The sequence below is a fragment of the Streptomyces sp. M2CJ-2 genome, from assembly GCF_016757295.1.
GTDB lineage: Bacteria > Actinomycetota > Actinomycetes > Streptomycetales > Streptomycetaceae > Streptomyces.
The window spans coordinates 1-12,631 of sequence record NZ_JAESIF010000108.1 but is presented as its reverse complement, the minus strand read 5'-3'; the positions used below and the strand labels follow the sequence as shown (position 1 = coordinate 12,631).

Here is a 12,631-nt window from a genome sequence, read left to right as displayed (position 1 = left end):
CACGGAGCCGGAACCCGGCCCCACCACACCCGACACCCCGTCAGGCACTCACACCCTCAACAACGTGACAGCGCCGGCCAGGGCGATGTGGCCCTCGTGGAAGACGGCCAGCAGCAGTGCGATGGTCTGCGGCGTCTTGTGCGCCGGCACGTACACGGTGCTGCCCGGCGGGAGGCCGAGCTGCAGCAACTGGCTGCGCAGGCGCTCGGTCAGGTCGCTCAGCTTGCCGTAGGTGACGGCCTGGCCGTTGAAGTGGAGCGCGATGCGGTGGGGCCGGTTGTGACCGTGGATGGCGACGGTCTCGGCCAGACGGGGCGATGGCACGGCGGGATTCCTTGCGGTCGGCAGCCGCGAACAACTGCGATTGCGCGGCTGTTCGAATCTTGCGGTGTCGAACCTGAAGGTATCCGGCCAGGTCTATGCTTGGTCAAGCACTTACTTGCCGAAGTGGTGTGACCCAGGTCATGAAAAGTTGTTTGTGCAAGGAAAAAACCCGGCCGCTGAGCGGACCGGAGTCGGAGGGTTGCCCCGGCGTGCCGGGGCTTGGAGGGCTGCGCCGCGTCGCGCGAACCGGTTCGTGTGCGGCCGGGGTCAGCCCTGGGCTGCGCGCAGGGCCTGGACCGTGGGGCCCAGCTGGGGGTCGCCGGTGAAAGTGTTGAGGGTGGACGACAGTACCTCCATGTAGGTGGCGCGCGCGGCTTGATAGCGCTTTCGCCCTTCGTCGGTGATGACGGCGTAGACGCCGCGCTTGTCCGACGGGCACAGGTCCTTGTAGGCGAAGCCGGCCGTCTCCAGCCGCCCCACCAGGCGCGTCACCGACGACTGTCCAAGGCCCACTTTGTCGGCCAGGTCCTGCATGCGCAGCTCGCTCTTGTCGGAGTGGTGCAGGTGTTCCAGGGAGCGGTACTCCGAGAGGCCGATTCCGTGCTGGCGCTGCAGCGCGTGGGTCAGCTCGCGTTCGACGTGCGCGTGCAGCATGAGGACCCGGTTCCAGACGGCCTGGTCGGACGTGCGCAGGGGCGCAGCGTGTGAAGTTGCCATGGATGCGTCCTCCCCGGGTCGCTGTTTGACAGCAGAGTACATGCTCATGCAAGCTTCTGCCGATCGGCATCTAGTTGCAAGTACAAGCAACTTCACTGGAGGATTAGTGTCCGCGACATCGACGAACCGTCCCCGGAGCGCGAACGTGGGCCGGGCCTGGCTGCCGTTCTCCGAGGACTGATTCCCATGCAGATCCAGCCCCTTGGCCCCCTCACTCCCCACGTGGAGGAAGCAGTCAGGATCAGTCGCACGCACGTCGCCGAAGGCGGCATCCCCTTCTCCGGGATCCTCGTGCGCGACGGCCGCATCCTCGGTACCGGCTTCAACCGGGTCCGTGAGGACAACGACCCCACCGCGCACGCCGAAGTCGTCGCCCTGCGCGCGGCGGCGAAGAAAGCCGGCCAGTTCGGCGTCGCCGGATCCACCCTGATCGCCTCGGGCGAGCCCTGCGCTCTCTGCTACATGGCCGCCCTCTACTTCAACGTCGAGCACATCGTGTACGCAGCCGACCGCAAGACCGCAGGCGCCTACGGCTTCGACTACGCCAGCTCGTACTCCATCTTCTCCAAAGACCCCACCACATGGCCGCTCAAGGTGACACACGCTCCGATCGAGGGGCACGAAGTGCCGTTCCAGGAGTTCTTGACCGGCCAGAAAGGCCGTCTGCGATGAGCGATCCGGTGAAGCTCCAGATCTGGTCCGACTATGTCTGCCCCTTCTGCATGCTGGCCGAAGGCCCGCTGGAAGAGGCGACGAAGGACCTTGGCGTCGACGTCGAGATCGAGTGGAAGCCGTTCGAACTGCGGCCCCACCCCCAGCCCACCCTCCGGCCGGAGGACGAGTACCTGCCCAGCATCTGGCAGCGCGCCGTCTACCCCATGGCCCGCCGCACGGGCGTCGACATCACCCTGCCCACCGTCTCCCCGCAGCCCTACACCCGCCTGGCCTTCGAGGGCTACCAGTACGCAGCCGAGCAGGGCAAGGGAACCGAGTACACCCGTCGCATGTTCCGCGCCTTCTTCCAGGAGGACCAGGACCTCGGACAGCTGGACGTGCTCACCGCGCGCGCCCGGGAGATCGGCCTGGACGCCGACGCGTTCCGCGCCGCCCTCGACAACGGCACCTACCACGACACGCACCAGGACGCCCTGCGCGAGGCCGCCGCCCACCGCATCCGGTCCGTCCCCACCATCCTCGTCGGCGACACCCGCATCGAAGGCGTCCCGCGCGCCGAACAGCTACGCAAGGCGATCCGCGACACCCAGGCCGAACAGGCGGTCTCCCGAGGTGCCGTCTGCGGAATTGACGGGTGCTGACATGGCACGAGACGGCCGGCTGTCCCGACCCCCCTCCGCATCCGGCAGGCGCATGCCGTGACGGCAGCGCATCCTGCCCTCACCACCATCGGATTCGCAAGGTTCGACCCGCGCAACCGGCTCGACCGAGCCCAAGCCGGACGCCCCGCCTTTGCCTGACGGTGTCCTGGCGGACTACTGCTTCGCCATACCCACCGGCGTTCCCGCGGTACAGCGGACTTTACGGCGGGCCGGCCCCGCAACGCCGACCTCCATCGAACGAAAGGACCACCCATGCAGTGGCTCTACCTCGCCATCGCAGTCATCTTCGAGATCGCCGTCGCCATCGCAGCCGGCAAGGCCGAAGGCTTCAGGAACCGAGTGTGGACTGTCGTAACCCTGCTCAGCGGCGCCATCGCGACCTACTTCCTCAGTAAGGCGCTGCTGACCTTCAACGTCGGCGTCGGCTACGCCCTCTGGACATCCGTTGCCGGCATCGGCATCACCCTTCTCGGAGCGCTGCTCTTCGGCCAGCGCCTGAACTGGCGCAAGGCACTCGGCGTCGTCGTCATCATCGCCGGGGTTGTCGGCCTCCAGCTCAGTGGTGCCGCCTGACATCCCGCTCTCACCTGACTCATCCCCACGAAAGGACTCACGCACATGTCCAACACCGCCCGCCCCTCAGCCAACTCCTGGCTCATGCTCCTCCTGGCCGGAGGGTTCGAAGTCGGCTACGCGCTCGCCGTCGGTGGAAGCCACGGCTTCACCCGCCTGTCGTGGTCGTTGGTCGCTGTCGTGTTCTTCCTCCTGACGCTCTGGGCGCTGAGCGCCGCACTGCGCACCATTGACGTCGGCATCGGCTACGCGGTCTGGGCAGGAATCGGGGCAGTCGGTGCGGCGCTGCTGGGTCCCGTCTTCTTCGACGAGACCCTCAACGCGATCCAAGCCCTGTGGCTGGGCGCCATCATCGCCGGAGTGATCTGGCTCAAGCTCGCCGACAGGCCGCAGAACACCCAGGAGGCCGCTGCCAGGACGCGGGAGGTCCAAGGCGCAGAGCACTGACGGGTATTCAGCCCAACAGTCCTCAACCTCGATCTTTCGCGACGGCCCGCCGAGGGAGTCCTTTCTGGAGGACCCGCTCGCGGTGCCGTGGCCGGTCGTCGAGCACCTGGCCGAGCAAGCACACCGCCGCGACCGGCCGAAAAGGGGGAGGGTATTGGCAGGACGAACGGATGATCACGCCCTCGGCCGATCCCGAAGAGGGCTGATCACCAAAGTCCACGTCGCCTGCGACGGAAAGGGCCGCCCCTTGCCATCCTCGTGGCACCGGGCCAACGTCACGACAGCATCTGTGCACAGACTCTGCCGACCCCGGGTCTTCAGCGGAATCGGGTGAGCTGACGCCCTGACAGTGGAAAGGTGCCGCCGACCTGCAATGCCGGTGTGGACGTGGCCACCGCCAAGATCCTCACCAGCGAGGGCAACACCGCGAGCGCGCTGTCGGTGCTCCAGATCTTCGGCGGCTGCGGCTACATGACCGAATACGGCCCGAAGGCTCCGGGACGGTCATCGGCTGCTCCCTTGCCGGTGAAGCCGGCGCCCGAGCCCGTTGTCCCGCCAGATAGGAGAATCCGCATGCCTCGTACCGCCCCCACCGCCGTTACCGGAGCCGACCCCGCGCTGCTCGCCGTGGACGAGGAAGTCGCCGAGGCCCTGCACGAGGGACGACCGGTCGTCGCCCTCGAGTCCTCCGCGATCCCGCACGGTCTTCCGTATCCGGCCAACCTGGAGTTGGCCCGCGACATCGACATGGCCGTACGAGGCTCCGGTGCGGTCCCCGCTCGCGTCGGCATCCTCAACGGCCGGATCGTCGTCGGCATGAACAAGGAGCATCTGGAACGCTTCGCTTCGGACCCCGGGATCCCCAAGGTCAGCACGCGCGACCTGGGCATCGCCCTGGCCGGCGAGTTTGCCGTGCAACTGTCCCTCGAACTCACCGAGCGCGAGGAGACCGGCCAGTGACTACGCAGGCGACGGCACCGGTCCTGTTCGACCTCGACGGCACCCTGCTGGACACCCCTCGGGCCATCGTGTCAGTGCTCCACCGGGTCCTGGCGGAGTCGAGCCGCCCCGCACCACCACGGGAGCAAGTGCGGGCCACCGTCGGAAGGCCCCTGGTCGCGGTCTTCGGTGAACTGCTGAACCTGCCGCACGAGCACGCCGAGGTGGAAGCCGCCGTCACACGCTTTCGGGAGCTGTTCCGGGAGAGCGTCGTGCCCGAGGCGAAGTCCATGGTCTTCCCCGGCGTACCGGAACTCCTGGAACGGCTGCGCAGAGAGGGTCGTCCCCTCGCCATCGTTACGAGCAAGATTCGCGCCAGTGCTGAAGAGCTGCTCGAACCGGCCGGTCTGACCGGCCATTTCGATGCCGTCGTATGCCACGGCATGGCCCCACAGGGCAAGCCCTATCCCGACCTTGCCCTGCTCGCCGCACGACAACTGGGCCGAGCCCCCGAAGAGTGCCTCGTGGTGGGCGACGCTGTCGACGACATGCGGATGGCTCGCGCGGCGGGCATGGGGGCGATCGGGGTGTCCTACGGGGTCGCGACGGCCGGGCAACTGCTCGGCGCGGGGGCGCAGGTGGTGTCCGAAACCGTACTGGCGCTCGGCGGGACGCTGGGCACTCTTCGATCTTTGCGGTGATCGCGCATCGCAGCTGGTCCACTGCACCGGGCTCGCACCGCACCACACCATGCATTGCCTCGCCAATACGACAAGGCGGTTGGAGAAAGCCATGGCATCACCAACGACACCCGGCATGACGCCGCCGAGGAGTCCCGTCGCAGGTCTGGTCACCCTGTCCGCGGCCCAGTTCCTCATCGCGCTCGATTTCTCGGTCATCTTCGTGGCCCTGCCCAGCATGGGCTCGGACCTCCAACTGTCCGGCAGCACCATCCAGTGGGTGCTCAGCGCCTACTCCGTCTTCTTCGCCGGATTCCTCATCGTCGGCGGGCGGGCCGCCGACCGTATAGGCGCGCGCAACATGTTCATCGCCGCTCTGCTGCTGTTCGGCGTCGCCTCACTGGCCGGAGGCATCGCCGACAATGCTTCCCTGCTGCTGATCGCCCGAGGGGCGCAGGGCGTGGCCGCCGCCACGCTCCAGCCCTCGATCCTGGCCCTGGTGAACACGACCTTCCGGCCGGGACGCGAGCGCACGCGCGCACTCGCCGTCTGGGGGACGGTGGGCGCCAGCGGCCTCGCCGCCGGCGTCGTCATCGGTGGCCTGCTCACCACGGCGTCCTGGCGCTGGACGTTCTTCGTGAACCTGCCGTTCGCCGCCGTGTGCGCCCTGGCCGCGCCGCGGCTGCTGCCTGGCAAGACCGACTCGAGGAGGGCCATACCCCTCAACGTCCTCAGCGCCGTGCTCTGCACAGCGACCGTGCTCGTCTCGGTGCTGGGGCTCACCCTGGCCGCGGATGTCGGTTGGACCGATCCTCTCGCGCTGGGCAGCTTCGTCGCAGCCGTGGTCCTGCTCGCCCTCTTCGTCGCCCGGGAGCGCGGCAGTGCCCAGCCGCTCGTCGCATCCTCGCTGCGGGGTACTCGCACGCTCCTGGTCGGCTGCGGCGCCTCGGCGCTGTACATGGCGAGCGTGGCGGGATCCGAGTTCTACCTGGTCACACTCCTGCTCCAGGAAGGGCGTGGGTTCGAGCCGCTGGCCGCGGGCATCGCCTTCCTGCCGCTGGCGGTGTGCATCACGCTCGGCAACATGATCGCCGGCCGTCTGATCAACTCCCTCGGCGTACAGCGCACGTTGCCGCTGGCCTTCGCCATCGGAGCGGCCGGCCTCGTGCTGCTCGCCGTTTCGGTGCACAACCACTCGTATCTCGTGGGCATGCTTCCCGGCCTCCTGGTGAGCGGTATCGGCCACGGCATGATCTACACCTCCATGTTCGTCGGCGGGACGCGCGACGTCGACGACCACAACCAGGGCGTTGCCGGTGCCCTGATGACCACGACCCAGTACGCGGGCGGCGCATTGGGAGTGGCGGTCCTGGTCCTCGTTCTGGGCACCGACCCCGGTGACGGCCGTTTCCTGCCCGCGTTCCTGCTGGCAGCCGCCGTCGCGCTCATCGGGATCGTGTGGTCCTGGGCGGGATTTCGCGCACCCGCGGCCCAGGCCGGAACGCCGAAGCCGTCCGCGGTCGGCGAACCCGTCGCGGCATCCGAGGAAGGGAGGGCCGGATGACCACCGCGGCCCGGCTGGGAATTCTCGTCATCCACAACGACCCCGTGCCCGAGACGGAGATATGGGGCATGGCTCCGGCAGGCGTCTCCATCCACACGGCTCGCTTCAAGTGCCCTCGTCCCGCCGATACGGAGTACGTCGGCAGCCCTGCGCGCGCCTTCGCGTCGTCCGCCGAGCTCGCCCGGGGGCGTTGTCACGTTGGTGTGGGTGTGACCAGGTGATGGTGTGTCAGGGCGTGGTGGGGCCGGGTGGCAGCCCCAGGTCAGGCCGCGGTGGGCGGGGTGGCGGCGCCGGTGATCTGGCCCCAGATCGCGAAGCGGACGGTCATCTCGGCGCGGTAGCCGGGGGCGGTCATCAGGTGGCGGCGTGGCCTGAAGTGGGGTGAGATGCCGCTGAAGGCGGACAGGAATCTTTGTGCCCCGCAGACCGAGCGGAAGCCCTTCATGGCGCGCTCGCGCTGCCTCGTCGGCTGGTGGCTGTTCTCGGCCCGGTTGTTCAGGCCCTTGTGGGAGCGGTGTTCCACGGAGGGCATCACCTCGCGGTGGGCGGCGCCGTAGGAGCGGAGCTTGTCGGTGACGACCACGCGCGGCACCGCGCGCGTCTTTTTCAACAGGCGGCGGAAGAAGCGCCGGGCCGCGGCCTTGTCTCGCCGGGACTGCACCAGGATGTCGAGCACGTTCCCGTCGGCGTCGACGGCCCGCCACAGGTACTTCAACCTGCCGTTGATCTTGATGAAGACCTCGTCCAGGTGCCACTGGCCCCCGGGCCGGGGCCGCCTCCGGCGCAGGCCGTTGGCGTAGGCCTGCCCGAACTTCGCACACCACCGCCGGACGGTCTCGTGGGAGACGAGCACACCGCGCTCGAGCATCAGCTCCCCGGCCTCGCGGAAGCTGAGCGGGAAGCGGTGGTACAGCCACACACAGTGGGAGATGATCTCGACCGGGTACCGGTGCCCTTTGTACGACGGCGGCGCGGTGTCCACAAACGACCCTCCCAGCGTGACCACCACAAGATCATCCCACCCGATCAGCCAATGTGACAGTGCCCCGCGTCGTGGGTGACCGGCTGTGAAGCCTACGGCCAGGGCCCCGGGCTGCGGACTGCCCTGGAGACGCGCGGCATCGGCTACGTCCTTGCCGTTGCCTGCTCCACACGGGCACCGATCAATGGCCGCCGCACGCCGATCCGCGCGGGCATCCTCGCAGGCCGCCTGTCCGACGCGGCCCGGCACCGGCAAAGCGCCGGCCCGGGCGCGAAGGGTCCGCGCTACTACGACTGAACCCGGGTCCAGACCGGCACCGGCGGCCATCGCCACCTGTTCATCTGCTGTCGGAGCCGGGTGAAATGTGGGCCACGGGCGGCGGATCAAGAACGGGCCGGTCTGCGATCTTTTGATCATTCTGACGGAGTCAGGAGGAGAGGTGATCCACGTGCAGGACTGGGCTGAGATCCGTCGGTTGTACCGGGCTGAGGGTTTGTCGGCGCGGGCTATGGCCCGGCAGCTGGGGATTGCCAGGGGCGCGGTGGACGCGGCCGAGCCCGCCGAGACAGGAGCCCGCGGGGTGTACACATGATGTCGACTTCCCCTCATCAGGAGCCGACTCGCGTCGGTGTCGTAGGTCTGAGCGCGAGCGGCGGGTGGGCGGCCACCGCCCATGTGCCAGCCCTTGCGGGGCTCGACGGATACGAGGTGCGGGCCCTGAGCGCCAGCAGCACCGAGTCGGCACGTGCGGCCGGCGAGAAGTACGCGGTACCGCTGACCTTCAGCAGCGCGGAGGACCTGGCCCGCTGTGAGGAAGTCGATCTCGTGGTCGTGACGGTGAGGGTTCCGCAGCACCTGGAACTCGTCCGCCCTGCGATCGAGGCGGGGAAGACGGTGTTCAGCGAGTGGCCGCTCGGTGCCGACCTCGCGCAGGCCGAGGAGCTGGCCGACCTCGCGCACCGCGGGGGTGTGCTCACGGCTGTCGGCCTGCAGGCCCGGTCGGCTCCGCCGCTTCGGTATCTGCGGGACCTGGTCGCCGAGGGCTACGTGGGGCGGGTGCTGTCGACCAGCATGCTCGGATCAGGCTGGATCGGGGGCGCCACGTACGACGACAGCCATGCGTACCTGCTGGACGTCACGAGCGGCGCCACGCTGCTGTCGATCCCCTTCGGGCACTCGGTCGACGCGCTGGCCATGGTGCTCGGGGAGTTTCGCGAGGTGTCGGCGCTCATCGAGAACCTGCGCCCGGAGGTCACCCACGTCACGAGCGGGGCGGTCGCGGCCAAGAGTGCCGAGGACCAGATCGTCGTCACGGGGGTGCTGGAGTCGGGGGCCGTGGCCGCGGTGCACTTCCGCGGTGGGACGTCCCGCGCCACCGCGTTTCATTGGGAGATCAACGGCACGGAGGGCGATCTCGTCGTCAAGGCCGATCAGGCTCTGTGGTTCCAGGGGCGGCTGCGGCTGTACGGCGCCCGGGGAAAGGAGGGCGCCTTGGCCGAACTTCCGGTTCCCACCCGCTACCAGCGGTCGCTGACACAATGGGCCGAGCGATCCGCCGAGCCCGCCTGCAACGTCGCCCACGAGTACGCGCTTCTGCGCGACCAGATCACCGGGAGCCTTGGGCCAGATGAGGACGGCGTTCCCGACTTCCGGCACGCCGTCCGGCGGCACCGCATGCTGGAGCGGATCCGAGAAGCGGCGCGTGCGGGCCGGAAGGTCACACTCGCAGAGCAAGGCTCGTAGGCCCCGAAGAGAGCCAGGTCGTGAGCTCCGCCGTTTCGCCCTCGTCGAAGATGCGGTAGGCCGTGGCGACAGAGGGGCGCTTGCCCCGGTTCTTGCCCGAGGTGACGAGGAGCTTCTGGGCGATCTGATGCAATGTGGGACCGGATCGCGCCGCTGATGCCAGATGATCCGGTCCGCGGTGGGCCGACCACCGCCGCACGCTCGAGGCCATATCGTGGAAGTACCGTACCAACTCCCCCTGGCGGGGCCTTCCCGATGAGCTCGGATCGTTCCAGACCGCTCGCAAGCGATTGATCAGGTGGGCCGTCGACGTCACCTGGGAGAAGATCCAGGTGGTGCTGTCGCTGCGCTCCGCGGGGGGCACCTCCGGAGTAGCCGGGCGAGCGCCTGATCCGTCCCGAGTCTAGAAAGAGACGGGGAGCCTAGGTCACGGAAGGGATGGCTTGGGATGCGGATTGTAGTGGACCTCACCCGCTGTCAGGCGTATGCGCAGTGCGTGTTCCTCGCGCCGGAGGTGTTCGAGCTGCCCGGGGAGGAGGCCCTGCTGTACCGGCCGACCGTCCCCGATGAGCAGGTGGAGCGGGTGCGCCAGGCCGCGGCGGCTTGCCCGGTCCAGGCCATCCTCGTGGGGGAGGAGGTAAGCGCCGGTGCCGGGTGACCTTCGCGAGGGCCGGATCGTCATCGTCGGCGCGTCGCTGGCCGGGTTGCGGGTTGCCGAGACCCTGCGTGAGCAGGGCTTCACCGGCTCACTGACCGTGGTCGGGGAGGAACCCCACCCGCCCTACGACAGGCCGCCTCTGTCCAAGCTGGTGCTGCTCGGAGGGGCCGCCGCGGACAGTACCGGGCTGCCGATGCGCCGGGACCCGGACGCCGACTGGCGGCTCGGGGTGCGCGCCACCGGGCTCGACCCGGTCGGCAAACGGGTTCTGCTGGCTAGCGGCGAGTCGCTGCCCTACGACCGGTTGCTGATCGCCACCGGGACCCGGGCGCGCCCCTGGCCGCATGCGGACCAGGCCGCCCTCGACGGAGTGTTCACCCTCCGCACCTGCGACGACGCCGGGCGCCTGGCCGAGCGGCTGACCGCCGGGCCGCGCCGGGTGCTGGTGATCGGTGGCGGCTTCACCGGCTCGGAGATCGCCTCGGTCTGCCGGGAACGGGGCATCGAGGTAACGGTCGCCGAACGCGGCATCGCACCGCTGGTCGGCGCGCTCGGCGGGACGCTGGCGAAGTTCGCGGCGGGCCTGCACCGGTCCCACGGCGTGGATCTGCGCTGCGGAGTGACGGTCACCGCGCTGCGCGGCGACGGCGGCCGGTTCACCGGCGCGGACCTCTCTGACGGCAGCCGCATCGAAGCGGACGTGTGCGTCACTGCCCTGGGCGCCGTCCGCAACGTCGAGTGGCTGGCGGATTCCGGGCTGGCAGCGGGCCCGCACGGGGTCGCCTGTGATGCGGGGTGCCGCGCCTTCGACATGTACGGGATCGTCACGGACGACGTGTTCGTGGCTGGCGACGTCGCCCGCTTCCCGCACCCGCTGTTCGACTACCAGATGCTGTCCCTGGAGCACTGGGGCAACGCGGTCGCGCAGGCCGAGGTGGCGGCCCACAACATGGTCAGCCCGGGGCCGCCGCGGCGCCCGCACCTCAGCGTGCCGGTCTTCTGGTCGAGCCAGTTCGGGGTCAACATCAAGTCCGTGGGCGTCCCCACCTACTCCGACCAGGTGGTCATTGCCCAGGGCTCACTCAACGAACGACGTCTGGTGGCGGTCTACGGCTACCAGGGACGCATCACCGCCGCGGTCACCGTCAACATGGCCAAGTGGTTGGAGCACTACCAGCAGCTGATCGAGACCGCCGCGCCCTTCCCGCCGGCCCCCGGCGCCGCCGACGGCCACCCGCTGATCACCCAGTTTCCACTCCCCTCCGACGTACCGGACCCCAAGGGGCTGTCCCACAGCCCCACCGTCGCGCTCACCGGTCACCTGCCGGACCGCCGGCTCACCGTGGTGCGGCCCGTCGGCTGACCCCTTGAGTCCTTCTCCGCCACGAGGAGCCGCACATGGCCGTCGACACCCTGCTGGAGCGGATCACCGACTACGCCAACCGCCCCGACCCCTACCCGCTGTACGCGGAACTCCGCGAGGCCGGCGTGGTACGGCAGACGGACGGCAGCTACCTGGTTGGCAGCTACTACGACATCGTCGCCCTGTTCCACAACCCACGGCTCAGCTCCGACCCCCGCAACCGCGCCGCCCCCTACGGCCGCCCGGAAGCGGAGGGCCAAGAGCAACTGCTCCCCTTCATCCGCCTCGACGACCCCGAACACCACCGCCTGCGGGGCCTGGCCACACGGCCGTTCGGCCCACCGCACAGCCCTCACCGGGTCGACGCGATGCGCGGCGAGATCACCCGGATCACCGAGGAACTGATCGAGGCGCTCCAGGGCCGCACCCGCATCGACATCGTCGACGACTACGCCTACCCGCTGCCCGTCACCGTCATCTGCCGGCTGCTTGGCGTCCCGCGCGAGGACGAGCCTGTCTTCCGCGAGTGGTCCTCGGCCATCATCGACTCCGTCGACATCAGCCCCGGCGAGGACTCCAGCGAGCGCGAACGCGTCGGCCTTCAGGCCCGGGCGCAGATGGGCTGCTACCTGGTGGACCTCGCCGAGCAGCGCCGCGGCCGTCCGAGTGACGACATGCTGTCCGCGTTCGTCAACGACCCGGACCCGACCGGAGCGCTCAGCCGCGAGGAGCTGGCGGCCACCGCCGCGCTGCTGCTCGTCGCCGGTCACGAGACCACGGTCAACCTCATCACCAACGGCGTACTCACCCTCCTGCACCACCCCGACCAGCTGAAGCGGCTGCGCCGTGAACCCGGCCTGCTGCCGGGTGCAGTGGAGGAACTGCTGCGCTACGAGCCCCCCGTTCACATGCTGACGCGGGTCCCGCTCACCCATGTCGAGGTCGCCGGCACGACCATCCCCAAGGGCGTACCGGTGGTGCTCGTACTGGCCTCGGGCAGCCGTGACCCCAAGCGGTTTCGGGACCCGGACCGGTTCGACCCCGCCCGCACGGACAACCAGCACCTCGGCTTCGGCAGCGGCATCCACATCTGCTACGGCGCCCCCCTCGCCCGGATCGAAGCCCAGACCGCCCTGGGAGCGCTTCTTCCCCTGATCAGCACCGCAACCCTCATCGAAGACCCTCCCCCCTACCGGCACAGCGCCGTCCTGCGCGGACCCCGGCACCTTCCCCTAGGGCCTGTTCGGGGTCGTGATCTCGGTTCCGATGCCCGCATCCGGCGAGGGCGGCCGAGCTGGTAGAAC

The 12,631-nt window shown here is 69.2% G+C and carries 15 protein-coding genes and 2 pseudogenes; 14 read left to right on the top strand and 3 right to left on the bottom strand.

Features of this window, described 5'->3' with window-relative positions:
• Positions 1–48: 48 nt before the first annotated feature.
• Together JL475_RS40820 and JL475_RS36035 are read right to left on the bottom strand one after the other, a co-directional pair.
• Positions 49–324 (bottom strand): AMP-binding protein, encoded by a 276-nt coding sequence (locus JL475_RS40820; RefSeq protein WP_202282415.1) that lies wholly within the window; start codon positions 322–324, stop codon positions 49–51.
• Between the two features lie 267 nt (positions 325–591).
• Complete coding sequence (locus JL475_RS36035) at positions 592–1,041, bottom strand: MarR family winged helix-turn-helix transcriptional regulator (protein ID WP_202282414.1); 450 nt, start codon at positions 1,039–1,041, stop codon at positions 592–594.
• Positions 1,042–1,227: 186 nt separating this feature from the next.
• On the opposite strand from JL475_RS36035, the gene JL475_RS36030 reads away from it, so the two are divergent.
• The 8 genes and pseudogenes from JL475_RS36030 to JL475_RS36000 all read left to right on the top strand — a co-directional run bounded on the left by JL475_RS36030 (position 1,228) and on the right by JL475_RS36000 (position 6,581).
• Positions 1,228–1,713, top strand: coding sequence for a nucleoside deaminase (locus tag JL475_RS36030; RefSeq protein WP_202282413.1), 486 nt, complete (start codon positions 1,228–1,230; stop codon positions 1,711–1,713).
• On the top strand, positions 1,710–2,357 hold the full coding sequence (locus JL475_RS36025) for a DsbA family protein (RefSeq protein ID WP_202282412.1): 648 nt from the start codon (positions 1,710–1,712) through the stop codon (positions 2,355–2,357). Before JL475_RS36030 ends, JL475_RS36025 begins: the two co-directional genes overlap by 4 nt.
• Positions 2,358–2,630: 273 nt before the next feature.
• Positions 2,631–2,951: a multidrug efflux SMR transporter gene (locus JL475_RS36020; protein ID WP_202282411.1), complete on the top strand. Its 321-nt coding sequence runs from the start codon at positions 2,631–2,633 to the stop codon at positions 2,949–2,951.
• A 45-nt stretch (positions 2,952–2,996) separates the two neighbouring features.
• The gene (locus JL475_RS36015) at positions 2,997–3,398 is read left to right on the top strand and encodes a multidrug efflux SMR transporter (RefSeq protein ID WP_202282410.1); all 402 of its coding nucleotides are present in this window, start codon (positions 2,997–2,999) and stop codon (positions 3,396–3,398) included.
• Between the two features lie 172 nt (positions 3,399–3,570).
• A pseudogene (locus JL475_RS40815) lies at positions 3,571–3,671 on the top strand (IS5/IS1182 family transposase); the annotation flags it as partial.
• A 108-nt stretch (positions 3,672–3,779) separates the two neighbouring features.
• On the top strand, positions 3,780–4,358 hold the full coding sequence (locus JL475_RS36010; RefSeq protein ID WP_307825288.1) for a pseudouridine-5'-phosphate glycosidase: 579 nt from the start codon (positions 3,780–3,782) through the stop codon (positions 4,356–4,358).
• Positions 4,355–5,038, top strand: a complete 684-nt coding sequence (locus tag JL475_RS36005; protein WP_202282409.1) for an HAD family hydrolase — start codon at positions 4,355–4,357, stop codon at positions 5,036–5,038. Before JL475_RS36010 ends, JL475_RS36005 begins: the two co-directional genes overlap by 4 nt.
• Positions 5,039–5,129: 91 nt before the next feature.
• Positions 5,130–6,581, top strand: coding sequence for an MFS transporter (locus JL475_RS36000; protein WP_202282408.1), 1,452 nt, complete (start codon positions 5,130–5,132; stop codon positions 6,579–6,581).
• A gap of 262 nt (positions 6,582–6,843) precedes the next feature.
• On the opposite strand, the gene JL475_RS35995 is transcribed toward JL475_RS36000, so the two are convergent.
• On the bottom strand, positions 6,844–7,563 hold the full coding sequence (locus tag JL475_RS35995; protein WP_202282407.1) for an IS6 family transposase: 720 nt from the start codon (positions 7,561–7,563) through the stop codon (positions 6,844–6,846).
• A 75-nt stretch (positions 7,564–7,638) separates the two neighbouring features.
• Here JL475_RS35995 and JL475_RS35990 point away from each other — a divergent pair, with 75 nt between their 5' ends.
• From JL475_RS35990 to JL475_RS35965, 6 genes and pseudogenes are all read left to right on the top strand, one after another.
• A complete protein-coding gene (locus JL475_RS35990; RefSeq protein ID WP_202282406.1) occupies positions 7,639–7,860 on the top strand; it encodes a hypothetical protein in 222 nt (73 codons plus the stop codon).
• Between the two features lie 291 nt (positions 7,861–8,151).
• Positions 8,152–9,306 (top strand): Gfo/Idh/MocA family oxidoreductase, encoded by a 1,155-nt coding sequence (locus tag JL475_RS35985; RefSeq protein ID WP_307825287.1) that lies wholly within the window; start codon positions 8,152–8,154, stop codon positions 9,304–9,306.
• A 132-nt stretch (positions 9,307–9,438) separates the two neighbouring features.
• Positions 9,439–9,635, top strand: a pseudogene (locus tag JL475_RS35980) (transposase); the annotation flags it as partial.
• 119 nt (positions 9,636–9,754) lie between these two features.
• Positions 9,755–9,964, top strand: a complete 210-nt coding sequence (locus JL475_RS35975) for a ferredoxin (RefSeq protein WP_202282405.1) — start codon at positions 9,755–9,757, stop codon at positions 9,962–9,964.
• The gene (locus JL475_RS35970) at positions 9,954–11,327 is read left to right on the top strand and encodes an NAD(P)/FAD-dependent oxidoreductase (protein ID WP_202282404.1); all 1,374 of its coding nucleotides are present in this window, start codon (positions 9,954–9,956) and stop codon (positions 11,325–11,327) included. The genes JL475_RS35975 and JL475_RS35970 overlap by 11 nt, the downstream gene beginning before the upstream one ends.
• Before the next feature lie 35 nt (positions 11,328–11,362).
• Positions 11,363–12,628, top strand: a complete 1,266-nt coding sequence (locus tag JL475_RS35965) for a cytochrome P450 (protein WP_202282403.1) — start codon at positions 11,363–11,365, stop codon at positions 12,626–12,628.
• Positions 12,629–12,631 lie beyond the last annotated feature (3 nt).